The organism is Streptococcus hongkongensis, assembly GCF_053206145.1.
Genome location: NZ_JBRUGD010000003.1, coordinates 77,556 through 101,421, shown reverse-complemented (window position 1 = coordinate 101,421; position 23,866 = coordinate 77,556). Strand labels below are relative to the sequence as shown.

The window sequence follows — 23,866 nt, the reverse complement described above, 5'->3', positions numbered from 1 at the left end:
ATACTCCATAAATATTAGATTTAAATTAATCATAACATTAGAATCTTAATTATTCAAGAAGAAAAACAAAAACATAAAAAAGAAAACGCTTAAAATACTAAGTGTTCAGACCATAGACAAATCCCATTTCCCTATACCACTTCAAACCGAACACCTAGAACACTAAGCATTTTTACTTTCCTTATAATAAACACAGTAAGACTGTAGTGGACAGGTGGCACACTTGGGATTTTTGGCAAGGCAATGATATCGACCAAAAAAAATCAGACGATGATGCGTAACTACCCAATTCTTCTTAGGAATTTTGGCCATTAAATCTTTTTCGATTTGCTTAACGTCTGCATCAGGCGCAGAGATATTCAGCCGCTTTGACACCCTAGCGACATGCGTATCTACCGCAATTGATGGAATGCCATAAACTTCACCTAAAACAACATTTGCAGTTTTACGTCCAACACCTGGAAGGGTCTCTAATTCAAGATGGCTTTTAGGTACTTGTCCCTCAAATTGATCAAGAATAGCCTGAGCAGTTTTAATGATATTCCTTGCTTTATTTTTATACAAACCAATTGTTCGTAAACAATTTTCAACATCACTTAAGTTTGCTACAGCTAAATCTTCTATTTCAGGATATTTTGCCCATAACATAGGTGTTATCTTATTAACTGCTTTATCCGTTGTCTGAGCAGACAAAATAACAGCTATCAGCAATTGAAACGGGGTTTCCCAATCCAATTCTCCCTTAGCCTCTGGAAACATCTTTGCAATAATATCAAGTACTACTTTTAAACGTGCTTTCCCGATCCTCATTGATCACTCCAAAGATTCATAGCAGATAAAAAGTCTTCTGGAACAACAACATTTGATTGAGAGCGATCATCACGTTCTCTTTTTTTCTCTTCTACCTGATGTAAGTTAATGATACCCTCTTTGCGCCAATTACGGAGAATAGCTTGAATATATTTCCAATTCGTTTTACCATTAAAAACAGCTTCCTTCAAAGCTTCCCTAATAAGTGCTGGGTCAGTATGGTCCTCGTGTACGGTTTTTTCTAAATCCTCTAATTCAAAAGGACTTAAGAAGCGGCCTAATTCTCTTTCAAATTCATCGACAAGTTGTTTGTATTGATTAGAATTAGTTATCTCTTCACTAAGGTCATTATTTTTGGTTGCCATAAGTTGATCGAGCTTTTCTAAAGCAGGACTGGCATCAAATAGTATCTCAATCTCATCAGCAATCTTAATGGTCTTCATATCCAACAATTCCTGATTGGTTAAATTTGAAATAGATTTATTAACTTCTGCGACTGTTTTGCCAATTGCATTGGCAATTTGACTAGGTGCCAAGTCATCCATTTTTGTTGTGTTTTGCAAATAAAAAAATTGCCATACCAAATAATCATTGGTATCTGAAAAAATAGCATTAAAATGAAAAAGTAAGGCACTTGGAATCACCAAATTGCCTGACTTATAATTTTCTAAAAAACTCATAATACCTCTATCATGCTATAGCAATAGCCATAGTTTCTATCAGTTTTTTCTAAAATCTAATAGAATTAGCCAGGGAAATTCATTAGTACTTTGTAGTCGATATCACCTAAAGCATCTCGACCATTTAAGCCATCTAACTCAATTAAAAAAGCGCAACCTGCAACAACGCCACCTAATTGTTGAATCATGTCAATCGTTGCTTTAACAGTTCCCCCTGTTGCAAGTAAATCATCAACAATCAAAACGCGTTGCCCAGGTTTAATAGCATCTGAATGCATTGTTAATGTATCTAAACCGTACTCTTTTTCATAGTCAGCAGAGACAACTTCTCGTGGTAGTTTACCTGGTTTACGAACAGGTGCAAATCCAATACCTAGTTCAACAGCAACAGGACATCCGATAATAAAGCCTCTAGCTTCAGGTCCAACAATCATGTCAATATCTTTATCACACGCATATTGAGCAATTTCACGGATAGCATAGCTATAAGCTTTGCCATCTGCCATTAAAGGGGAAATATCTCTGAATGTAATGCCTTCTTTAGGATAATTGTCAATTGACGCAATAAAATTTGTTAATTCCATAATAAATAAAAATCTTTCTAGTGGTCTAAGCCAACAATAAAATACTCTTCATTATACCATTAAAAAAAACATTCGTAAATTAAAGCAGATAAGTGTTTTAAAAAATGGAGAGTTGCCTATACAAATGAGCTAAATTAGTCATCACCCAACAAAAAACGATAAATTTCTTGTGGTGTAGCTAGAGCCATCAATTCCTGGTATTTCACAAGTTGTCTTAAGTCCTGATAGATTTTGCTCTCTGCAATATCTCGTTTATCAGCATCTTTATTAACAGACATTAAACCATCCTTAATCGTGATAAATTCCAATTCCTCAAAAATTTGAATCATCTTTATTAAAAGCAGCTGGTCTATGTTCAAATAAGCACTTAATTGACTCAATTTATAGCGAACATCAAACTCTGGAAATTGATAAATGGTTTTATACAATCTGGCAAACTGCTCTTTACTACCAAATCCACTTAAATAATAAGGCTTTTCAATCACATTTTTAAAATAAATAGCTTCAAAGGGTTTATCTTGGAATTGCTGACGCAAAGCTTCCAAATCCTCTGGTAATGTAACGATTGCCACTTCCTGACTATCCGTTTCCGCCATGATATCCGAAACATACTCAGGTAAAGTCATATTCCTTGATCTAAAGTCAAACAATTGAGGACTCTTGGTTGCCCTGGCATCTACTAACATGAGCTGCAGGCTTGTATTACCGTTCCAAGAATTAACAGTTAGAGTGACTGCTAACTCTAAATCGGATAATTGACTAAACTCTTGACTGTACTGACCTTGGTTAAAGGCAACAACATCAGTTTCCAGTGTGCCTTTTTTAATACGTAATTTCAAATGACTTTGATCACTTCCCATTGTTCGACTTTGAACAAGTGTGAACTCCTTTAGAGCAAAAACCGGCTTTTCATTATCCATTCCAAATGGTGCAAGCAGATTTAATTCTTTTAAGAAGTCTAAAGTCAATTGTTCTGGCTCTAACCAGCTATCAATCTGTAACGTATTTTTCTTTTGGGTATCAATCGATTTCGAACGAACGTAATCACATAATGATTCTGAGAGTGCAGGGAGATTTTCGGCTGGCAATGTCATCCCCGCAGCACCACTATGACCACCAAAAGCAGTCATGATTTCTCTTTTATGGCTTAAAGCATCAAAAATATTCAAGGCTTCAATTGACCGTGCTGATCCTTTAGCCACACCATTTTCAATAGTTAAAACAATAACCGTTTGACTAATTTCTTCAAGAATTCGACCTGCGACAATCCCTAAAACCCCAGGATGCCAACCTACTTTTGCTAAAACTTGGACCGACTTACTGCTATCAATCATTTGCACAGCTTCATTATAAATTGTCTGAACTAAATTCTTGCGTTCTTCATTTTTTTCATTAATCATGACAGCAATATCATGGGCTTCTTCATCATCAAAGCCAGTCAAGAGCTCAATTGCTGGATTAGGATCATCTAACCGCCCTAGAGCATTCAATTGTGGAGCAATTTTAAAACCTACTGTATCTTCATCAATAGCATCAAAATCAACTCCTGAAATAGCCATTAATTCCTGTAAACCTTGGCGCTCACTATTTTTTAAGACTTTTAAGCCATTCTTAACTAAAACACGATTCTCATCGGTCAAAGAAACCATGTCCGCAATGGTCCCAATAGCCACTAAATCTAAAAATTCTGTTGGAACTGTTTCAAGCAAGGCGCAGGCAAGTTTAAAGGCAACCCCACAGCCAGCTAATTTTTTAAAAGGATAATTAGCTTCTGGGTGCTCTGGATGAATAACTGCGAAAGCTTGAGGCAATTGATCGGGTAAGGAGTGATGATCTGTGACAATCACATCTACTCCGGTTGCTTGCGCGTAAGCAATGGCCTCGTGACCTGCTACCCCATTATCAACTGTTATAATTAAACTAACTTGGTTTTGCTCTATAAAGTACTTATAGACACTTTGGTTGGGTCCATAGCCGTCTGTAAAACGATTGGGCAGATAAATAATGGCTTCTGCACCCATCATTTCAAGTGTTTCTTTCATGATGGATGCGGATGTCATCCCATCTGCATCGTAATCACCGTAAACCAATATTTGTTCAAAGTTTTCTATTGCTGTTCGAATCCGTTCAACAGCTTTTTGCATATCATTTAAGAGGTAAGGATTATGTAAATCCGAAAGATCTGAACGCAAAAAATGATCTAATTTCTCTTCTGTATCAATTCCTCTTTCAAAAAAGAGACGACCGACTGCTTCACTCAGTCCTTTTTTATTTGCTAGTTTAAAGAAGCCATCATCTGGCTTCTTGTCATCTATCTTCCAATCATATTTGGCTCTTATCATTTAAAATTAAAAACCTTTCTTGCTAAATAGTCTGAAAACTTTGGAAAAAGAGCATACCATTTTGCAGTTAGAGCTAATAACAAGGGCATATTGATATCACGCTTGTTTTTACCAATTGAAGCAACAATTTTTTGAGCGACTTGATCTGCCTCTAAAGCAACTTTATGAACCGATTCGAGGTAATTTCCATCTGGATCGGCAATGTCAAAAAATTTGGTTTTAATTGGTCCAGGGTTAATACTGGTGACAAGGACTCCGCTATCAGCTAATTCTAGGCGAAGGGCATTGGTAAATCCAATCATCGCGAACTTAGTCGCAGAATAGACACTTGACTTACTTGTTGAGACTAAGCCTGCAATTGAAATAATATTAATAATATGTCCACTTCCACGCGCAGCCATTTGCTGACCAAAAAGTCGAGCAAAATGCATGGATGCAAATGTGTTAACCTTAAACATAGCCTCAACTTCATGACTCTCAAATTGGTCATACCGTTTAAAGGCACCATAGCCAGCATTGTTGATTAAAACATCAATGGTTCCGTATTCTTGACTAACTGCCTCTACAACCTGTTCAATTGCTTGGCTATCACTAATATCAAGAGCAATCGTGACTTTATTAGCTCTATTTTGATACATCTGTTCTAGTTTTTCTTTATCACGTCCCAATAATATCAAAAAATCATCAGAAGGTAATAAATTGATAATAGCTTCTGCTAGACCACCTGAAGCCCCTGTGATTACTATTTTTCTATTTGCCATTAGATTGTAATTTCCTCTAAGTCCTTAACGATTTTAACATTTTCAAAAATAGTTGCAGCATCTTTTTCCATTTGGCGGCAATCCCTATATAAAAAACGGGCAGATACGTGATTTAAAAGCAAACGTTTAGCACCGGCATTTTTAGCAACCTGAGCTGCTTGCATATTAGTTGAATGCCCATGATTTCGAGCAATTTTTTCATCACCTTTACCATAAGTTGACTCATGGACTAGGATGTCGGCATCCTTACCAAGTCTCTCAGCTGCAGGCGTTTTACGGGTATCACCGATAATTGTGATGATTTTTCCAGATTTTGGTGCTGAAATATAATCTTTAGCAAAGATTTTTCGACCATCCTCAAGAATAATATCTTGACCACTTTTAATTTTGCCAAACAAAGGACCAAAACTAACACCTGCAGCTTTTAAGCCTTCAGCGTCTAAGGTGCCTTCCAAATCTTTTTGTACAACACGGTATCCCATACAAAAGACGGTGTGTGCTAATTTTTCAGCATAAACAATAAACTTATCTGTTTCTAAAATTTTGCCTAAAGTCTTGTCATCAAATTCATGAAAAGTAATCTGATAGGGAAGACGTGAGCCTGATATTTTTAAAGAATTTTGGACATAGTCTTTGATACCAACTGGACCATAAATTTCAATGTCTGTTTGCTCATCGCTAGCTTGAAAGGCACGACTTGATAAAAAGCCAGGTAAGCCAAAGATATGGTCTCCGTGTAAATGGGTAATAAATATTTTTTGTATTTTTCGTGGCTTGATACTTGTTTCCAAAATTTGCCGTTGCGTCCCTTCACCACAATCAAACATCCACACTTGATTAATTTCATCTAGTAATTTTAATACTAAGCTAGAAACATTGCGTTGCTTGGCCGGCTGACCAGCACCAGTTCCTAAAAATTGTAATTCCATTCAGTCTATTCTTTCTAATTAATTGGTAATATAAATCTTGAATTCTCGCTCTTTAAATTGATAGAAGAATTGGCCATCATAAGCTTTTGCTATGTCTAAGACTTCATCTTGGTTATAACCACTAATACAAATAATGTCATCTGATCGTTGAGATACTTTGCTTAATAAGACACCTTCTGGACTGATATCTTTTGCTTGTGAAAAATCCCAATTAGACAAGGCCATATGAATATGATTATCTTTCAGATAAACATGGTAATGAGGAAAAATCTGGGTAATTTCAAATAGTAAGGCCTGATCTACTTGAACAGCATTTTCTGAAAAGACAATAGCATCTTCTTGTGTCGATTTAGTATAAGAAAAACCGAATGACTGACCAGATAGATTTAAGCGAACAAATGGTTTTACTTCCTCAAAACTTGGCTGATCTTGTAATAAGTTTAATGCTTGTGATAATTGAAAATAATAATCAGTTGCATCTTTAGGTGATTGCTTCTGATAAATCTCTGCAAAATAGGCATTGATAACACTCGGAGGTGGCGTTATAAACCTTAACTTCTCAGCATCAGATAAGGTTGCCAAACTATTTTCTAAATAAGGTTTATCTAAACTAGTAAACCCACCATATGTAAGTGCTAGTGACACAAAATCAGTCATAAAAGTCTTCTAATCTCCATTTATTCTTACTTGCAATATAACCTGAAATATCTTCAACTTCTTGTTCAAAAGAATAGCTATCTAAAAGAGCTACCCTATTCAAAGCATATAATTTATAAGCTTTATCTTGATGCACTTTAATTGAAAAAGGCACAAAACTGTCTCTAATTTGATCGATGATCAGATTTCTTAATCTTTGTCGACTATCTTTGTCTCGAGCTGATAATCTAACATTAGGAAAAGCTGTCGCAGTCAATCCATTTGCAATATCCATTTTATTATAGATCGCCAATCTAGGAATAGTTAACATGTCCAAATCCTTTAGAATATCCAAAACAACCTTCTCATGTTCAGTATGATTTGGATCGCTGGCATCAATGACATGTAATAACAAATCCACATGTCGACTTTCTTCTAATGTCGATTTAAAGGCTGCAACTAATTCTGTTGGTAAATCCTGGATAAAACCTACCGTATCAGTTAGTGTCGCTTGAAATTGATTTTGAAGGTAGATTTGTTTGGTTGTGGCATCAAGTGTAGCAAATAATTCATTTGCTTCATATTGACCATCATCTGTTAAAACGTTCATAATCGTCGATTTACCAGCGTTTGTATAGCCAATCAAACCAATTTTAAAGGTTTCTGAACCAATTCGTTTATCTCTAATAGTCTGACGATTTTTTTCAACAATCGCCAGTTGTTTTTCAATATCGGTAATCTGATTTCTGATTGACCGACGATTCAGTTCCAATTGACTTTCCCCGGGTCCTCGACTACCAATTCCTCCTGCTTGTCGGCTTAACATAATCCCTTGACCAACTAATCGCGGTAACATGTATTTAAGCTGAGCTAGATGAACTTGCAACTTACCTTCGTGACTTCGCGCACGCATAGCAAAAATATCCAGAATCAATTGCATACGATCAATAACTTTTACGTTGAGTTCAGCTTCTAAATTAGAATTTTGTCGTGCAGTTAGGCGATTATTAACAATTACTGTATCAATTTCCTCTGCTTCGACAATGTCTTTTAGCTCTGCTAATTTCCCTGAACCTATAAAAGTCTTACTATCATACTTTTCGCGATTCTGAGTATAGGTATTAATCACTTGGGCACCCGCAGTTTCAGCTAAACTTGCCAATTCTTCCATAGACATGTCAAAGTTTTCACTAGTTTGCAAGGCAACCCCTAAGAGAATAACACGTTCTTTTTCTACTTTTGTTTCAGTCATTGCCATAAGTTTAGCCTCCAAATTCCGTAAGCTTTATTATACCATATTTCTCCAATAATACGCTTTGCTTCACACTTTGAATCCGTATTATTTTTCTAAAAATTGGTTAACAAAATGATCAACCTTTGGAAGATAATCAGGATCACTAATCTGAAAAAATGTGACTTGCATTCGATTTCTAAACCAAGTCAGTTGTCTCTTTGCAAAGCGTCGTGTATTTTGCTTTAATTTGTCAAGACATGCTTCCAATGACAGTTCTCCCTGAAAATATGGAAAGAGTTCTTTATAGCCAATTCCTCGACTTGCTTGAGCTTTTGGATGATTTTCAAATAACCATTGTGCTTCTTCTAACAGTCCAGACTCGACCATCTTATCGACGCGTTGGTTAATCCGGTCATAAATAACAGAACGTTCATCATCTAAGCCAATGAGTAAAACATCGTAAGGAAATTCTTTGTTTTCCAAATCAAGAGCAAACTTATCTAATTCTAAGGCACGAATTGCACGTCGACGATTTACTTGCTCTATAACAATCTCTTTAGCATCAAGTAGCTGAAAAAGTTCTAAATCAGATAATAACTCTAATTCTTGTCTATAGTTCAAAAGCTCGCTTTGATTAACCTGCCCACCTAGATGATAGCCTTCAATCAAACTTTGAATGTATAAGCCGGTTCCTCCGACAATGATTGGTAGTTTTCCTTTTGCTTCAATATTTTTGATAGCTTCCTTTGCGTCTTCTACAAAATCAAAGGCCGAATAGCTTTCAGTTACTTCTTTGATGTCAATTAAATGATGAGGTACGGCTCTCATTTCTGATTTGCTTGCTTTAGCGGTACCAATATCTAATCCTTTGTAAACCTGCTGACTATCACCAGAAATAATTTCACCGTTAAACTTTTCTGCTAAATTAATTCCCATTGCCGTCTTCCCAACTGCCGTTGGTCCAATGACAACTATTATTTTTTCTTTATTTTTCATATAACTCTTTCATATCAAAAACGTCTTTTCCTTGATATTTATTCTTTTTTTCGTTACCATATATTATAACATAAGTACAAAAAGACATATCATGTCTGTATATGAAATGGAGAAAAACTATGGCTAAAAAATATCAATTCGCTAAAGGTTTAGCAACTGGCGTCTTTGCAACTGTTGCAACTGTTGCAGGAGCAATATTTGCAGTTAAAAAGACTATTATTGAACCTGAAGAAGAAAAAGAAGCATTTATTGAGGAAAACCGTAAAAAAGCTGCTCGCCGTCGCGTAGCTCGTTAACATGTTAAAAGAAGCTATGGTCTAAACCACAGCTTCTTTTTTTGCTAAAAATCTGATGTATAAAGCAGTAACTGTTACAACTAAGACAGTTGCGACTGCTACTTCAATATGTACGAGTAACTTCCAACTATTTTCTAGCCCCAAAAATCCTAAAGACATTTTTAAAGAGGTCGCACTGATAACATAAGGAAAAGTGAAGGCTGAGAAACCTGGATTGAAAGGTCGATTGATTAGTTTTGGTAGTTGGACCAAGACAAACAAGTAAACCATTTGGGAACTAACTGTCAAGATAATAACCATGTTATGATTTGGTGTTGGAAACGTAACTAAATATGCAGCTAACAGAAGGGAAAGTGGGGCACAAAAGGTCGAAATATTTGGCATATTTGCTTCAGGTAGTCCCATTTTATAAACCTTCTTAGAGATAACTGGAAAAATGGCAACTGTAAAAACAAGACAAACCCAAAAGATCAGTTGACCAATCTGATACTGGTGACTGGCAGGTGCTGTTAAGCCAGCCATCGCAACCCCAACAAAAAGAACTGTCCATGATGGAAAAACTGATTGCCACTTAAATCTAATAACAAACGTCCAAATATAGTAAGCCATTAACGTCAAATTACCAATAAAAAAGAGCCACCAAAATAACTGAGCTACCATTACTTGCCAATTTAAAATAACAAAGGATGAAAATAACATTCCAGCCATAAAAAATGTAGGAAAAACAGAAGCAATTATAGGTGACTGCAGTTCGACTTTAGTTTGTTTCAGGTTTCTCACAATCCCAATTATTAAAATAAGATAGAAAATAAAGGCAAAGCCAGCTAAACCATACTTTAAACTATTACTATAATGCCCCAAAAGGTTCCCTAGGGCAAGCATTCCTAATACTAAACCTGCCATTAAAAGTGGTGGTTTTTTTAAATTCTTCATTTTTACCTTTCTCCTTATTTTGATAACTGAATAATGGAGTAGGCACTTTTTATCACAATACTATAAATAAGAGTACCAATTATTAAATCCGGAATAGGCGAATGGAAAATGCCAATTAAAACACTAGAAACAATAACCCCTACATTAATCAAGATATCATTTGATGTAAACAGTTGTGTAGCTTTCATGTGAACTTCTTGATGATCTGCTTTGGAGATTAAGTACAATGAAAGGATATTTGCTACCAATGCCATTATTGCTATAGTCATCATCCCCATCCCATTTGGTAAATACTGGTGATTAATTACTCGATAAATCACTTGGCCAAAACCCATTAGAGCTAACATAAGTTGTAGATAGCCTGCAATAGCAGAAACTTGTTTCTTCCGAGATACTGATTTGGCTACAGCCATCAATGCTAAGGAATAGACTAAACTATCAGCTAACATATCTAAGCCATCAGCTGAGAGAGCAAGTGAATTGAAAAAATAACCTGCTAACTCTTCAATTAGGAAGAATGTCAGATTGATTATCAGGACTTGCCAGAGAATAAAGCGTTGTATCACTTGTTTTGCTTCAAGATTCAGAGGCTCTTCTATTTTTTGACTATTGATAATCTGTGCGTCCAAATGGAGTTTGTTAATAGCTTGTAGAAGGTGTTCTGGTTTTTCCTGATGCGTCACCTCCACCAGTCTTTTCTCTAAATTAACTGAAATATCAGTAATTGCTGAGAAATCAGATAATGCCATTCTAACGAATTGTTCATCGCTGGGACAATCCATTTTATTAATCTGAAAAATCGTTTTTAAATAGGTCATTCCTACTCCTCTACTAATTGTACAAATTAATTCTATTATACCACAGCAAAATAAAAAAATTCGGTTTCCCGAATTTTTTAAACTGTTTCCATTACTGGTAATGTCTCACCGATTGCTTCTAAGCGACTAGCCCATTCTTCACGGCTAAGCTGGTTTTCAGCAACATAACGATTCTTTTCATGTGCACGACATTCTGGTGAACAACCACGAACATATTTGGCTTCATTTGCTTCACTGGCAAAAATTTGTTCATTACAAAATGGATTAGCACAATTCACGTAACGCTCACAAGGTTGCCCATCAAAGTAGTCTTTTGCGATGATGGTCGGATTGACATGATTGATTGGCACTGCAATCCGTTCATCAAAGACATACATGGCACCGTCCCACAATTCCCCTTGAACCTCAGGATCTTTACCGTAAGTAGCAATCCCACCATGTAATTGCCCAACGTCTTTAAATCCTTCACGGACCATCCAACCCGAGAATTTCTCACAACGAACGCCGCCAGTACAGTAAACAACAACGCGTTTTTCCATGAATTTCTCTTTATTGTCGCGAACCCATTGTGGTAGTTCACGGAAATTACGAATGTCTGGGCGAATGGCTCCGCGGAAATGTCCTAAATCATACTCATAATCATTACGCGTATCTAACACAACTGTGTTATCATCAAGCAAAGCCTCTTTGAACTGACTTGGTGACAAGTATTCACCTGTCGTTTCCAAAGGATTAATATCGCTATCAAAGTTATCATCTTCTAAACCAAGATGAACGATTTCTTTCTTGTAACGAACAAACATTTTTTTGAAGGCTTGGGCATCTTCTTCATCTTCTTTGAACCACAAATCAGAAAAACGGTCATCTGCATGAACCCAGTCCATGTATTTTTGAGTGGTTTCATAATCCCCTGAAACAGTTCCGTTGATACCTTCATCAGCTATCAAAATACGTCCTTTTAGACCAATTGATTTACAAAACTCAAGGTGTTTTGCAGCATATTCTTGGGCATCTTCAATAGCAACATATTTATAATAGAGTAATACTCTAATTTTTTCAGACATAATATCTCCTATAATAAAAAAACTTATAGTCTATTATAGCTAAAAATAATGTAGGCATGCAAAACTTTAGCTTGTGTATGATGTCACAATTTTATCAACATCTAATATTTTGACTTTAATTCCAATATATGACAAAATGAGAAGATATCATTTCAAAAAAGGAGATTTTCATGACTTATGAATTATGTTTAGAATATGGGACTTACCCATTAACAGTTGAGGATGCCCAATTAGATCAAGACAATGAAATTCCTGATTTTATTAAAAATGATCAGGATCTTTTAGCAAAATTGGAACGCGTTAATACCTTATTCCATGAATTATTTCTTACAATTGAGTGCCAATTTCATTATATTGGCAATGAACAGCCAAAAAAACGTCACGAAATTGCAAAGTTATACGATGAGATTATTACAATATTACAAACTAATTATACCGATCAGGATATTATTATTCGCAAATTATTAATTCATTGATATGAAAAGCAACTAAGAAAATTTCTTAGTTGCTTTTTTTTTAATTTTCTGAATGCCAAATATCAACATTGTATTGTTCAATTGTTCTATCAGATGAGAAGAAGCCTGCCTTAGCAATGTTATGCACAACTTTGGTCATCCAAAGTTCTTGATTTTCATAATCATTAAGCATTTTTTCTTTGACTTCAATATACTCTACTAAATCAATTAAGGTCATAAACCAGTCTTTAACAACTAATTCTTTGTAAAGACGAGCTAATCTTTCTGCATTACCAAGTACCATCATTTCTGGACTAATAATGAAGTTTACTGCTTCTTTAATTTGTGGATGAGCATCATAGTATGCTTTTGAAACATATCCACCATCAGCATATAGATTGATAATTGTATCAGAATCTTTACCAAAGGTATAGATGTTTTCCATGCCAGCTAATTCAGCAATTTCTACATTAGCGCCATCCATTGTTCCTAATGTTAATGCACCATTTAGCATAAATTTCATATTTCCAGTTCCAGAAGCTTCTTTTGAAGCTAAAGAAATTTGTTCTGAAATATCTGTTGCTGGAATTAAATGTTCAGCAACTGTCACATTATAGTTTTCAACCAAATGAACATTTAAGTATGGACTAACTTCTGGATCATTATTAATTAATTCTGACAGACATAAAATTAAATGAATAATATCTTGAGCAATAACATAAGCTGGCGCAGCTTTACCACCAAAGATAACAGTGATTTTACGTTTTGGTAAATTCCCTTTTTTGATTTCCAAATATTTATGGATAACATAAAGGGCATTCATTTGTTGACGTTTGTACTCATGGAAACGTTTAATTTGCGTATCAATAATTGAATTTTCATCTAATTCAATGCCTTTATTTTCTTTCAAGTAACGTTTCAATGCTAACTTGTTATTAAACTTGATCTCAGCTAATTTTGCATGAACATCTTTATCATCAGCAAAGGCTAATAATTTTTCAAGTTTTGCAGCATCAGTGAGGTAATCATCTCCAATTAGTTCTTTAATATAGGCAGCTAAATCTTGGTTAGCAAATTCTAACCAACGACGGAAAGTAATACCATTTGTTTTATTGTTAAACTTCTCTGGATACAATTGATAGAAAGCTTTTAACTCACTCGATTTAAGTATTTCCGTATGTAAGGCTGCTACACCATTTACACTTGTTGCAAAATGGATATCCATATGTGCCATATGAACACGACCTTCTTGGTCGATAATTGCTACAGATGGGTCATTATTTTCTGAAACAACCATATCGTTTAATTTTTCAATGATAGTAACCAAATGTGGAACGACTTCGTTTAAATAATCTAATGGCCATTTTTCCAATGCTTCAGCTAAAATTGTATGGTTTGTGTAGCCGACCATTTGTTTCACAATAGAAACGGCAACTTCAAAGGTCATATCATATTTCTCAGTCAATAGTCGGATCAATTCAGGAATGACCATTGAAGGATGGGTATCATTAATTTGAACGTAAGCATATTCAGGCAAGTCAAGAAGATTTGAACCACGTTGAATCGCTTCATCAATTAGTAATTGCGCAGCATTTGATACCATAAAGTACTGTTGGTAAATGCGTAGTAGCTCACCATTTTTATCTGAATCATCTGGATAAAGGAACAAGGTTAAGTTTTTAGCAATTTCAGTCTTATCAAATGAAATGCCGTCTTTAATAAGTCCGTAATCAATCCCTTCAATATCAAACAAATTCAAGTAATTTTTTGTATCACGTTTATAGCCAAGAACATCAATACGATCTAAGCGTGATTTCAAAGTAAAGTTTTTAAAAGGAACATCGTAAGAAATATCAGTTGGCACTAACCATGAATCCTTTTCAATCCAGTAATTTGGCTCTGCTTCTTGTTCATTTTGATTAAAAACTTGTTTAAATAATCCACAGTGATAATTTAAGCCGACACCCTCACCATTAATTCCCAAACTTGAAATGGAATCAATAAAACAAGATGCTAAACGTCCTAATCCGCCATTTCCAAGAGAAGGTTCTAACTCTATATCTTCAATTTCAGCAATTGATTTGCCGACAGCTGCTAATTCTTCTTTGATGTCTTGATAAATGCCAAGGTTGATTAAGTTATTTGACAATAACTTCCCAATTAAAAATTCTGCAGAAATGTAATAAACTTTTCGTTTAGCCGTATTTTTTGTTTTACCATCTGCCTCTTCTTTAACAAAATTTAAGAGAGTGACATAGATTTCTTGATTACTTGCTTGTGAAAGTGATTTGCCTAATTGAGTTTCCGCATAGTTTGTAAATGTATTCATGATTTCCTCGTTTCAATTATTTTTTTGTTGTTCTATTTGCTCTTCCATAGAGTTCAGTGAGATGAACCAAATAGTTTTTATGGTTATCTGTTAATTCTTCTTCCAACATACGCCATTGCCAGTTTCCACCAACTGTATTTGGCATATTCATACGACTGCTTGCACCCTTATCAAGTAAGTCTTGCATACATAAAATGGCTGTATCCCCAATAGATGCAAAGATTGTTCTAAGCATTGCTTCTGTAATGGACTCATCTTCACTACGATTAATATAAGTTTCTGCAAATCGTGCTTGCTTAACTGTCATATTCTCATACCAACCATTTACGACTTCATTGTCATGAGTTCCTGTGTAAACAATACAGTTAGTATCATAGTGATGTGGTAAATCAAAACTTTGACTGGTTTCATCATAAAGTCCAAACTGCAAAATTTTCATGCCAGGAAACCCTGTGGACTGGAGGAGGTGTTCAGCTCTCTCATCAATATAGCCTAAGTTTTCTGCAATAATTGGTAAGTCACCTAATTCTTCACGAATAGTTTCAAATAAAGCTAAACCAGGTGCAGACTCCCAGTGACCATTTCTTGCCGTAGTGTCACCGCCAGGAATTTCCCAAAAATCAGAAAAACCTTTGAAATGATCGATACGAACTTTATCATAAAGTTTGATACTTTCTTTAATACGGTAAACCCACCAAGCGAAATGCGTTTTTTCATGTTCCACCCAATTATAAATTGGATTGCCCCAAAGCTGCCCATCTTCACTAAATCCGTCAGCTGGTACACCAGCAATATATAATGGTTTTTTGTCAGAATCAACTTTGAAAAGCTCTGGCATAGTCCAAACTTCAACGCTATCAGCGGACACATAAATTGGCATATCACCAATAATCTCGATGCCATTAGTATTAGCATATAATTTTAGTTCGAGCCATTGTTGGTAGAAGAAAAATTGACACACTTTATGATAAGTTATACTATCCTTTAGTTTGTCACGGTAATAATCTAGTGCAGCTTCTTCACGTTTAACGATTGCAAGATCATCCCACTCCTGTAATGCTTTGTTGCCAAAATATTCCTTAATTGCCATAAATTCAGCAAAATCGTTAACCCAACTTGCACTTTCTTCAAATGTTGCTAATTGCTTCAAACCATTTGAACTAGTCATAAAATTCTTAACGGCAATTTCCAAGATTGGACGTCGATTATTGAAAATCACTGCATAATCAACAACTTCTGGATCAGATCCAAAATCAATGTCTTCATAGTCTGCTTTTTTTAGATAGCCAGCTTTTGTTAAACTATCAAAATCAATAAAATGTGTATTACCAGCAACTGCAGAGAACGATTGATATGGGGAATCACCAAAACTTGTCATCGATAATGGTAAAATTTGCCAATAAGATTGCTTGCTTTCTCGTAAAAAATCTACAAAGTTGTAAGCTGATTTACCAAATGTCCCAATACCAAACTCTCCTGGTAATGAACTGATATGCATTAAAATGCCACTTGCTCGTTTGCTCATAATTTCTCCTTACAGTAAATATCTATGTTGAAATTATAACGCAACCGTTTGCGTAAGTCAACCTAAAAAAGAAACATTCTTTAAAAATGCTTCTTTTTCTTATTTAGAAATATTTCGAACACTCTCTCGCTCTTTAAGTGTAAAGGGAACAAATATTTTTTGACTGAGTGTTGATTGTTTAGAACTGATAATTTCCATTAACTGTTTAAAACTAACAATCCCTAAATTTTCAACATTAATATCAAATGTTGTCAGGTAAGGATGAACCAATGTTGCATAGCTAGAATTATTAAAGGTGATAATAGAAATATCATCAGGTACCTTTAAATTATAATAAGATAATAGCTGAGTAACACGCACAGATAATATATCACCAATTACAATTAAAGCACTTGCCTGAAACTCTTTGATAGTCTCCATTATATTTTCAATTAAAAAAGGATCCTTACGATCAAACAATAACATTGGTTTATTATCTAATCCTAATTTCATGCAGCCTTTTAAATACCCTATATATCTCTCTGATGCTACTTCTGACAATAAATCGTCAGTAATAAAAAGAATTTTTTTATGACCTTTGTCATAGAGATAATTGACTGCCGATTTAGCCATCAACTGGTTATCGTTATCTATATAGGTTATTTTATTTTCAAACCCTTCGGGTGCCCCGACAATAACAAATGGAATCTGATTAGCCATTAGATAGCGTCTTACAGGGTCTTCTTGTTCAGAATACAAAACAATAAACCCATCGACACGTTTTTGGAGATGCATTAATTTAACTTGTTCCTCTAAATCTGCTACAGTCATACCTGTTGCAATAGAAACTGTAAAATGATTTGCTTTTGCTTCATTTGTAATTGTTGATAAAATTTGCATAAAAAACGGTTCACTGAGTCGGTCTTTGAAAGTAATTGGTGGAAATACCAAGCCAATGTTTTGAGTTAAACCACTAGCAAGCATTTGCGCAGCAACATTGGGGACATAACCCAATTCACTCATTGCTTTGCGTACTTTATCTTTAGTTTTTTGAGAAATGGTATTATTATCTTTTAAAACCCTACTTACTGTTGATGGATTAACTCCTGCTTTTTGAGCAACATCTTTTATTGTAACCATCCTTGCCTCTTCCTTAGTGTTCCTATTGAAACAAACTTCATTAATATGTTTTATTTTTTCATTATACAATTTTATGCGTAAAAATCAACTATCTCTACAGCTTAGATTTTCCTTTTAAAAAAAATTTTATAAAGAATTAAATAATTTTTTAAAAAAAGTATTGACAATTACTGCAAACGGTTGCATAATATAGATATAAGAAAATTTATCTTAGGAGGAAATAAGCTATGAAATCATGGCAAAAATTAGTTATCGGTGGAGCAAGTTTATCACTTGCTAGTGCCCTATTAGTGGGTTGCGGGTCTGAAGTAAAAAATAAATCAGAATCAGCAACAGGTGCAGATGCGAAAACAATTAAACTTTGGGTTCCAACAGGAGCTAAAAAATCATATGCCAACGTAGTTGCTAAATTTGAAAAAGATTCTGACTACAAAGTTAAAGTTGTTGAATCTGAAGATCCAAAAGTTCAAGAGAAAATCTTGAAAGATGCAACTACAGCTGCAGATGTATTTTCACTTCCTCATGATAAATTAGGACAACTATCAGAAGCTGGGGTTATTCAAGAAGTTCCAGAGAAATATGTAAGTGAAATTAAAAAAGATAACACTGAGCAAGCAATCGTAGGTGCTCAATATAAAGGGAAAACTTATGGATTCCCATTTGGTATTGAGTCTCAAGTACTTTTCTATAATAAAACAAAATTAAGTGCCGAAGATGTCGCTTCATACGACACAATCACTTCAAAAGCTACTTTTGGTGGAACCTTCAAACAAGCAAATGCTTATGCTACTGGACCTTTATTTATGTCAGTTGGTAACGCTCTATTTGGTAAAACTGGTGAAGATGTTTCAGGAACAAACTGGGGTAATGATAAAGGCGTATCTGTTCTTAAATGGATTGCAGATCAATCTAAAAACAAAGGTTTTGTTAACTTAGATGCTAACAACGTTATGTCTAAGTTTGGTGATGGTTCTGTTGCATCATTTGAATCTGGTCCTTGGGATTATCAAGCTGCTCAAGAAGCTATTGGAAAAGAAAATCTTGGGGTTTCAGCATATCCAAAAGTTACTATCGGTGGAGAAACTGTTCAACAAAAAGCTTTCTTTGGAGTAAAACTTTACGCTGTTAACCAAGCACCTGCTAAAGGTGACACTAAACGTATCGCGGCAAGTTATAAATTAGCTTCATACTTAACAAGTGCTGAAAGCCAGGAAAATCAATTCAAAACACGTAACATCGTTCCGGCTAACAAAACTGTTCAAAATTCAGAAGCAGTTCAATCAAACGAACTTGCCAAAACTGTTATTAAAATGGGATCTTCATCAGATTACACTGTTGTTATGCCTAAACTAAGCCAAATGAGCACCTTCTGGGCTGAAAGCGCTGCTATTCTTAGCGATACATACAATGGTAAAATTAAAGAAGGTGACTACCTTGCTAAGCTTCAACAATTCGACAAAGATATTGCTGCTGCTAAATAAGTCACTACATTAAAAGATTATCATAACAAGAACAGGAGTGAGAAACTTCTGGTCATCTAAAACCAGCATTCTCAACTTATTGGGAGTGGAACTGAGCTCCATTAACTTTATTTGGAACTTCAGTCCCACTCCTACTTGTTTTTGATTAGAATAGCCAAGTGCTACTTAAGTTTTTAAAACTTTAAAAATTTATGTAACACTTTGTTATCTCCAAAAACAAGTAGTTTATGGATTTTTATGAAGCACAAAAAGGAGATTCACTATGACTCAATCAAGCTTGTCACAACAAGTTTCTGTGATTGAAGCCCTCAAAAAAGGTGGAGTTGATATTAAGTTATCCACTCTTATCATGGGATTTGCTAATATAGCAAACAAACAATTCATTAAAGGAACACTATTTCTAATCAGTCAAATTATTTTTCTGATTGCTTTCATCTCACAAATTATCCCTTCTTTTTTCGGTTTAATTACTCTGGGAACACAAACTCAAGGGGTAGTGACTAAAAAAATTGATGGGATTAATATACAAGTAACAGTCGATGGTGATAACTCTATGTTGTTGCTCATCTTTGGATTAGCTTCCCTCATTTTCTGTCTACTTTTTCTTTATATTTATTGGTGCAACCTAAAAAGTGCCCGTAATCTCTATGTCTTGAAAAAAGAAAAATCTTCTATTCCAAGTTTCAAAGAAGATTTCCTTACCTTAACCAATGGTCGTTTCCATATGACTTTGATGACCGTTCCATTAATTGGCGTCCTCTTATTCACTGTTTTGCCTTTGGTATATATGATTTGTTTGGCTTTCACCAGTTACGACCATAATCATCTTCCTCCAAAATCACTATTTGATTGGGTAGGATTTGCAAACTTTGGTAATGTCCTGACTGGTCGTATGGCTGGAACCTTCTTTCCTGTATTTTCATGGACAATTATCTGGGCAGTTTTTGCCACTGTGACCAACTTCTTCTTTGGTATTATTTTAGCTCTTCTAATTAATACAAAAGGTTTGAAACTTAAGAAAATGTGGCGGACTATTTTTGTTATTACCATTGCAGTCCCTCAATTCATCTCTTTGCTCATTATGCGTAACTTACTTAATGATGAAGGACCATTAAATTCACTATTGTCTAGTATAGGTTTAACTAACAATCCACTTCCATTTTTGTCAGATCCTCTTTGGGCTAAATTTTCAATTATCTTTGTCAATATGTGGATCGGTATTCCATTCACCATGTTAATTGCCACTGGTATTATCATGAACTTACCAAGTGAACAAATTGAAGCTGCTGAAATTGATGGGGCAAGTAAATTCCAAGTCTTCAAGTCTATTACTTTCCCTCAAATTTTGATGATTATGACTCCTAACTTGATTCAACAGTTTATTGGTAATATCAATAACTTTAACGTTATTTACCTCTTAACAGGTGGTGGACCTACTAATTCACAATACTATCAAGCTGGATCAACTGATTTGCTTGTAACTTGGCTCTATAAACTGACCGTTTCGGCCTCAGACTATAACTTAGCCTCTGTAGTCGGTATCTTAATCTTCATCGTTTCTGCCGTCTTTAGTCTACTAGCTTACACCCGAACAGCATCATACAAGGAAGGAGTTGCTAAATAATGAAAAATAAACGTCGATTCCAACTTAGTCTTGTCTATGCCACATTGATTATCTTATCTATTATCTGGCTTTTCCCAATCGCTTGGGTAGTTCTAACAAGTTTTCGTGGTGAAGGAACAGCTTATGTTAACTACTTTCTACCAAAAACGTTTACCTTAGAGAACTACATTAAACTTTTTACAAATGAGTCCTTCCCTTTTGGTCGTTGGTTTGTAAATACCTTTGTTGTTGCTACCTTTACTTGTATCATATCAACTTTTATCACAGTTGCTATGGCCTATTCATTAAGTCGAATCAAGTTTAAACACCGTAATGGTTTCTTAAAATTAGCGCTTGTTCTAAATATGTTCCCTGGCTTCATGAGTATGATTGCTATCTACTACATATTAAAAGCACTAGGCTTGACTCAATCTTTAACTGCTTTAGTACTTGTTTATTCAGCAGGTGCGGCACTAGGATTTTATATTGCTAAAGGCTTCTTTGACACCATCCCATATTCACTTGATGAATCAGCTATGATTGATGGTGCAAGTCGAATGGATATATTCTTTAAGATTACGTTACCTTTATCAAAACCAATCATCGTTTATACTGCATTAATTGCGTTCATGGGACCTTGGGTTGATTTTATCTTTGCTCAAGTTATTTTAGGAGATGCCACAAGCAAATATACTGTTGCTATTGGTTTATTCTCTATGTTACAACCCGATACAATTAACGATTGGTTTATGGCATTTACCGCTGGTTCTGTTTTAATCGCAATTCCAATTACCCTTCTCTTTATGTTTATGCAAAAGTATTATGTTGAAGGTATTACTGGTGGATCAGTTAAATAATTCAAATATATTTAATAGTCTAAAGCTAGCTCTTAGTAGCTAGTTTTTTTATGTTTATCTAAAAAATCGACTTCAGAAACTTTTTTGTTACGCAATCGGTTGCATTGAGCCCTCAAATGGTGTAAAATAAGGATGAAATGACTAAAAGGAGATTTACTTATGAACCGTTCTGCAGTTTATCATCGTCCTGAAAGTGAGATGGCCTACCTCTATGATCATGATACTATTCATTTAAGACTTAGAGTAGCTAAAAATGATGTTTCTCAAGTAGAAGTCATTAAGGGTGATCCCTATTTGCTTGATGACCAAAAATGGTACCAAGAATCAGAAAAACTGTTCTTAAGAGCAAGTACTGAAGATGCAGATTATTATCAAATCGCTATTAATGCTGAGTTTCGTCGCCTTTCTTATATTTTTAGAATTACCTTTAATTCTGGCGAATCCATGCTCTATACAGAGCATGGGCTAGTCAATGATGATGATAATCACTTATGTTCAGCAGGCCATTACTTCCGCTTTCCATTTATGCATGCTGCCGATCAATTTCAAGCACCTCAATGGGTAAAAGACACCGTTTGGTATATTATCTTACCTGATCGTTTTGCTAATGGTGATCCTTCAAATGATCCTAAAATAACTCAAATCTGGGATAGTCTTAGAACACCCCATTACAGTGATTTTTATGGAGGAGACCTTCAAGGCATCATCGATAAATTAGACTACTTAGAAGATCTGGGTATTAATGGTATTTACCTTTGTCCTATCTTTAAAGCCGCGACGCATCATAAATATGACACTATTGACTATTTTGAAATCGACCCACATTTTGGTGATAAAGTCCTCTTTAAACAATTAGTCGAAGATTGTCATCGACGTGGTATTAAAATTATGATGGATGCCGTATTTAACCATATCGGTTCAACCTCATACCAATGGCAAGATGTCTTACGAAATGGTGAATCCTCTCGCTTTAGAGATTGGTTCCATATTAATCAGTTCCCTATATCTTTCACTAATAATTGTGTTGATGGCCAATGGAATACCCGTGCAAACTACCATATGTTTGCTTTTGACGAGCATATGCCAAAGCTAAATACGGCAAATCCTGAAGTCCGTCATTATCTACTATCTGTTGCGCGTTATTGGATCGATTATTTTGATATCGATGGTTGGCGATTAGATGTAGCAAATGAAATTGATCACGCTTTTTGGCGAGAGTTTCGCAATGTCTGTGATAGTGCTAAAAAAGATTTCTATATTATGGGGGAGATCTGGCATAGCTCCCAACCTTGGTTAGCCGGAGATCAGTTTCACGCAGTGATGAATTATGCCTATACGGGTTGTATTTTATCTCATTATGCCTATGGCAATATTACTTTATCTCAAATGATTGGAGATCTCAATCGTCAAAGCATGCTTTATCGTGAACAAACTAATCAAGTTATGTTTAACCTCTTTGCTGCGCATGACATGCCTAGATTAATTGACCTTTGTGGTAATGATAAAACCCTAATGCGTTTTGTTTTAGCCTTCATGTTCCTTCAAAAAGGCTCTCCAGCTATATTTTATGGTGATGAGTTAGGATTACTTGGCGGTCAGGATCCCGATTGCAGACGTTGTATGCCTTGGGAAAAAGAATTACAAGATAGTTCACTTCATGATTTCTATCGTGACTTAATCTCCCTAAGAAAAAAACATAGTCAACTCATTAGTTTAGGAGAACTTAAGATTACACACTTAGATGACCAAAAAGATTTATTAAGCTTTAAGGTTACTCTAGAAAATCAAAGTATTTCAGCTATTTTCAATGCTGGAGAAGATTACACATGTTCTATCTCGAAAAGCTTTCTTTCTAACGAATATGAAGGAAATACTCTAAAAAAACATGGCTTCATCATATATTAATTTTTCAAATTAGTTTAAAACAATAATTGAGTAAGAGTTCCCTGCTTTCATGTCAATGATTGCAATTTACGCGATCTTAAAAGTTTTTAACCTTGACCAAACATTGATAGCTTTAGTACTTGTTTATTCATCTAGTGTAGCTCTTGGTTTTTCTATTTTGATACCAGCAATCATCGCGTGTTGAAACATCAGTGGTTGATGGTCCAACACGTGCAAATATTTACACTGCACTTATCTAAACCTATTATCGTTTATACTACATTGATAGTCTCTAGCATCTCTTAGATAGATTTCATCTTTGCACAAGTTATCTATCTTAGGGGATGTGACTAATAGGTATATTATAGCAATCAGTTTCTTCAGCATGGTAACTAAAATTAACATATGCGAATGGTTCACTGCAATTGGAACTGATTCAATTTCAATTTCTATTCCTTTCACTTTACATTTATTTTCATGTAGAAATACTATGTGGAAATTATCACTGATGGATTGGTTAAATAAACCTT

21 protein-coding genes are annotated in these 23,866 nt (G+C 35.0%); 6 read left to right on the top strand and 15 right to left on the bottom strand.

Annotated features, from left to right (window positions below; all coding sequences use genetic code 11):
- Positions 1–162 precede the first annotated feature (162 nt).
- From nth to miaA, 9 genes are all read right to left on the bottom strand, one after another.
- Positions 163–810, bottom strand: coding sequence for an endonuclease III (gene nth, locus ACVRZD_RS02755; protein ID WP_037626069.1), 648 nt, complete (start codon positions 808–810; stop codon positions 163–165).
- Positions 807–1,490 (bottom strand): DnaD domain-containing protein, encoded by a 684-nt coding sequence (locus tag ACVRZD_RS02750; RefSeq protein ID WP_037626068.1) that lies wholly within the window; start codon positions 1,488–1,490, stop codon positions 807–809. The genes nth and ACVRZD_RS02750 overlap by 4 nt, the downstream gene beginning before the upstream one ends.
- 65 nt (positions 1,491–1,555) lie before the next feature.
- Positions 1,556–2,074, bottom strand: coding sequence for an adenine phosphoribosyltransferase (locus tag ACVRZD_RS02745; RefSeq protein ID WP_037626065.1), 519 nt, complete (start codon positions 2,072–2,074; stop codon positions 1,556–1,558).
- A 134-nt stretch (positions 2,075–2,208) separates the two neighbouring features.
- Positions 2,209–4,416, bottom strand: coding sequence for a single-stranded-DNA-specific exonuclease RecJ (gene recJ, locus ACVRZD_RS02740; RefSeq protein WP_037626063.1), 2,208 nt, complete (start codon positions 4,414–4,416; stop codon positions 2,209–2,211).
- Positions 4,413–5,177 (bottom strand): SDR family NAD(P)-dependent oxidoreductase, encoded by a 765-nt coding sequence (locus tag ACVRZD_RS02735; protein WP_037626061.1) that lies wholly within the window; start codon positions 5,175–5,177, stop codon positions 4,413–4,415. Before ACVRZD_RS02735 ends, recJ begins: the two co-directional genes overlap by 4 nt.
- Positions 5,177–6,106 (bottom strand): ribonuclease Z, encoded by a 930-nt coding sequence (gene rnz / locus ACVRZD_RS02730; RefSeq protein ID WP_037626059.1) that lies wholly within the window; start codon positions 6,104–6,106, stop codon positions 5,177–5,179. The genes ACVRZD_RS02735 and rnz overlap by 1 nt, the downstream gene beginning before the upstream one ends.
- An 18-nt stretch (positions 6,107–6,124) precedes the next feature.
- A complete protein-coding gene (locus ACVRZD_RS02725) occupies positions 6,125–6,763 on the bottom strand; it encodes a cystathionine beta-lyase (protein WP_037626057.1) in 639 nt (212 codons plus the stop codon).
- Positions 6,756–7,994: a GTPase HflX gene (gene hflX / locus ACVRZD_RS02720; RefSeq protein ID WP_155274947.1), complete on the bottom strand. Its 1,239-nt coding sequence runs from the start codon at positions 7,992–7,994 to the stop codon at positions 6,756–6,758. Before hflX ends, ACVRZD_RS02725 begins: the two co-directional genes overlap by 8 nt.
- Before the next feature lie 87 nt (positions 7,995–8,081).
- Complete coding sequence (gene miaA, locus ACVRZD_RS02715; protein WP_037626053.1) at positions 8,082–8,972, bottom strand: tRNA (adenosine(37)-N6)-dimethylallyltransferase MiaA; 891 nt, start codon at positions 8,970–8,972, stop codon at positions 8,082–8,084.
- Positions 8,973–9,091: 119 nt separating this feature from the next.
- Here miaA and ACVRZD_RS02710 point away from each other — a divergent pair, with 119 nt between their 5' ends.
- A complete protein-coding gene (locus ACVRZD_RS02710; protein ID WP_080730847.1) occupies positions 9,092–9,268 on the top strand; it encodes a DUF3042 family protein in 177 nt (58 codons plus the stop codon).
- Positions 9,269–9,289: 21 nt separating this feature from the next.
- Here ACVRZD_RS02710 and ACVRZD_RS02705 read toward each other — a convergent pair whose 3' ends face one another.
- The 3 genes from ACVRZD_RS02705 to trhO form a co-directional block, all read right to left on the bottom strand.
- A complete protein-coding gene (locus tag ACVRZD_RS02705) occupies positions 9,290–10,201 on the bottom strand; it encodes a TDT family transporter (RefSeq protein ID WP_447450242.1) in 912 nt (303 codons plus the stop codon).
- A gap of 14 nt (positions 10,202–10,215) precedes the next feature.
- Positions 10,216–11,019: a cation efflux transmembrane domain-containing protein gene (locus ACVRZD_RS02700; RefSeq protein WP_037626051.1), complete on the bottom strand. Its 804-nt coding sequence runs from the start codon at positions 11,017–11,019 to the stop codon at positions 10,216–10,218.
- A gap of 77 nt (positions 11,020–11,096) precedes the next feature.
- Positions 11,097–12,083 (bottom strand): oxygen-dependent tRNA uridine(34) hydroxylase TrhO, encoded by a 987-nt coding sequence (gene trhO, locus ACVRZD_RS02695; RefSeq protein WP_037626049.1) that lies wholly within the window; start codon positions 12,081–12,083, stop codon positions 11,097–11,099.
- 170 nt (positions 12,084–12,253) lie between these two features.
- Here trhO and ACVRZD_RS02690 point away from each other — a divergent pair, with 170 nt between their 5' ends.
- Positions 12,254–12,559, top strand: a complete 306-nt coding sequence (locus ACVRZD_RS02690; protein WP_037626047.1) for a hypothetical protein — start codon at positions 12,254–12,256, stop codon at positions 12,557–12,559.
- Positions 12,560–12,599: 40 nt separating this feature from the next.
- On the opposite strand, the gene glgP is transcribed toward ACVRZD_RS02690, so the two are convergent.
- From glgP to ACVRZD_RS02675, 3 genes are all read right to left on the bottom strand, one after another.
- On the bottom strand, positions 12,600–14,867 hold the full coding sequence (glgP, locus tag ACVRZD_RS02685; RefSeq protein WP_037626045.1) for a glycogen/starch/alpha-glucan family phosphorylase: 2,268 nt from the start codon (positions 14,865–14,867) through the stop codon (positions 12,600–12,602).
- 16 nt (positions 14,868–14,883) lie between these two features.
- Positions 14,884–16,392, bottom strand: coding sequence for a 4-alpha-glucanotransferase (gene malQ / locus ACVRZD_RS02680; protein ID WP_037626043.1), 1,509 nt, complete (start codon positions 16,390–16,392; stop codon positions 14,884–14,886).
- 99 nt (positions 16,393–16,491) lie between these two features.
- The gene (locus tag ACVRZD_RS02675; protein ID WP_037626041.1) at positions 16,492–17,511 is read right to left on the bottom strand and encodes a LacI family DNA-binding transcriptional regulator; all 1,020 of its coding nucleotides are present in this window, start codon (positions 17,509–17,511) and stop codon (positions 16,492–16,494) included.
- Between the two features lie 227 nt (positions 17,512–17,738).
- Here ACVRZD_RS02675 and ACVRZD_RS02670 point away from each other — a divergent pair, with 227 nt between their 5' ends.
- The 4 genes from ACVRZD_RS02670 to ACVRZD_RS02655 all read left to right on the top strand — a co-directional run bounded on the left by ACVRZD_RS02670 (position 17,739) and on the right by ACVRZD_RS02655 (position 23,357).
- On the top strand, positions 17,739–18,992 hold the full coding sequence (locus ACVRZD_RS02670; protein WP_037626040.1) for an extracellular solute-binding protein: 1,254 nt from the start codon (positions 17,739–17,741) through the stop codon (positions 18,990–18,992).
- Positions 18,993–19,254: 262 nt separating this feature from the next.
- Positions 19,255–20,616, top strand: coding sequence for a carbohydrate ABC transporter permease (locus ACVRZD_RS02665; protein ID WP_037626037.1), 1,362 nt, complete (start codon positions 19,255–19,257; stop codon positions 20,614–20,616).
- Positions 20,616–21,452, top strand: a complete 837-nt coding sequence (locus ACVRZD_RS02660; protein WP_037626035.1) for a sugar ABC transporter permease — start codon at positions 20,616–20,618, stop codon at positions 21,450–21,452. The genes ACVRZD_RS02665 and ACVRZD_RS02660 overlap by 1 nt, the downstream gene beginning before the upstream one ends.
- Before the next feature lie 159 nt (positions 21,453–21,611).
- Positions 21,612–23,357 (top strand): glycoside hydrolase family 13 protein, encoded by a 1,746-nt coding sequence (locus tag ACVRZD_RS02655; protein WP_447450241.1) that lies wholly within the window; start codon positions 21,612–21,614, stop codon positions 23,355–23,357.
- The last annotated feature ends 509 nt before the right edge of the window (positions 23,358–23,866 follow it).

What these genes read in the sequence shown, in the direction of transcription:
- nth (WP_037626069.1), bottom strand. Translation starts at nt 810, where the DNA reads ATGAGGATCGGGAAAGCACGTTTAAAAGTAGTACTTGATATTATTGCA.
- ACVRZD_RS02750 (WP_037626068.1), bottom strand. Translation starts at nt 1,490, where the DNA reads ATGAGTTTTTTAGAAAATTATAAGTCAGGCAATTTGGTGATTCCAAGT.
- ACVRZD_RS02745 (WP_037626065.1), bottom strand. Translation starts at nt 2,074, where the DNA reads ATGGAATTAACAAATTTTATTGCGTCAATTGACAATTATCCTAAAGAA.
- recJ (WP_037626063.1), bottom strand. Translation starts at nt 4,416, where the DNA reads ATGATAAGAGCCAAATATGATTGGAAGATAGATGACAAGAAGCCAGAT.
- ACVRZD_RS02735 (WP_037626061.1), bottom strand. Translation starts at nt 5,177, where the DNA reads ATGGCAAATAGAAAAATAGTAATCACAGGGGCTTCAGGTGGTCTAGCA.
- rnz (WP_037626059.1), bottom strand. Translation starts at nt 6,106, where the DNA reads ATGGAATTACAATTTTTAGGAACTGGTGCTGGTCAGCCGGCCAAGCAA.
- ACVRZD_RS02725 (WP_037626057.1), bottom strand. Translation starts at nt 6,763, where the DNA reads ATGACTGATTTTGTGTCACTAGCACTTACATATGGTGGGTTTACTAGT.
- hflX (WP_155274947.1), bottom strand. Translation starts at nt 7,994, where the DNA reads ATGACTGAAACAAAAGTAGAAAAAGAACGTGTTATTCTCTTAGGGGTT.
- miaA (WP_037626053.1), bottom strand. Translation starts at nt 8,972, where the DNA reads ATGAAAAATAAAGAAAAAATAATAGTTGTCATTGGACCAACGGCAGTT.
- ACVRZD_RS02710 (WP_080730847.1), top strand. Translation starts at nt 9,092, where the DNA reads ATGGCTAAAAAATATCAATTCGCTAAAGGTTTAGCAACTGGCGTCTTT.
- ACVRZD_RS02705 (WP_447450242.1), bottom strand. Translation starts at nt 10,201, where the DNA reads ATGAAGAATTTAAAAAAACCACCACTTTTAATGGCAGGTTTAGTATTA.
- ACVRZD_RS02700 (WP_037626051.1), bottom strand. Translation starts at nt 11,019, where the DNA reads ATGACCTATTTAAAAACGATTTTTCAGATTAATAAAATGGATTGTCCC.
- trhO (WP_037626049.1), bottom strand. Translation starts at nt 12,083, where the DNA reads ATGTCTGAAAAAATTAGAGTATTACTCTATTATAAATATGTTGCTATT.
- ACVRZD_RS02690 (WP_037626047.1), top strand. Translation starts at nt 12,254, where the DNA reads ATGACTTATGAATTATGTTTAGAATATGGGACTTACCCATTAACAGTT.
- glgP (WP_037626045.1), bottom strand. Translation starts at nt 14,867, where the DNA reads ATGAATACATTTACAAACTATGCGGAAACTCAATTAGGCAAATCACTT.
- malQ (WP_037626043.1), bottom strand. Translation starts at nt 16,392, where the DNA reads ATGAGCAAACGAGCAAGTGGCATTTTAATGCATATCAGTTCATTACCA.
- ACVRZD_RS02675 (WP_037626041.1), bottom strand. Translation starts at nt 17,511, where the DNA reads ATGGTTACAATAAAAGATGTTGCTCAAAAAGCAGGAGTTAATCCATCA.
- ACVRZD_RS02670 (WP_037626040.1), top strand. Translation starts at nt 17,739, where the DNA reads ATGAAATCATGGCAAAAATTAGTTATCGGTGGAGCAAGTTTATCACTT.
- ACVRZD_RS02665 (WP_037626037.1), top strand. Translation starts at nt 19,255, where the DNA reads ATGACTCAATCAAGCTTGTCACAACAAGTTTCTGTGATTGAAGCCCTC.
- ACVRZD_RS02660 (WP_037626035.1), top strand. Translation starts at nt 20,616, where the DNA reads ATGAAAAATAAACGTCGATTCCAACTTAGTCTTGTCTATGCCACATTG.
- ACVRZD_RS02655 (WP_447450241.1), top strand. Translation starts at nt 21,612, where the DNA reads ATGAACCGTTCTGCAGTTTATCATCGTCCTGAAAGTGAGATGGCCTAC.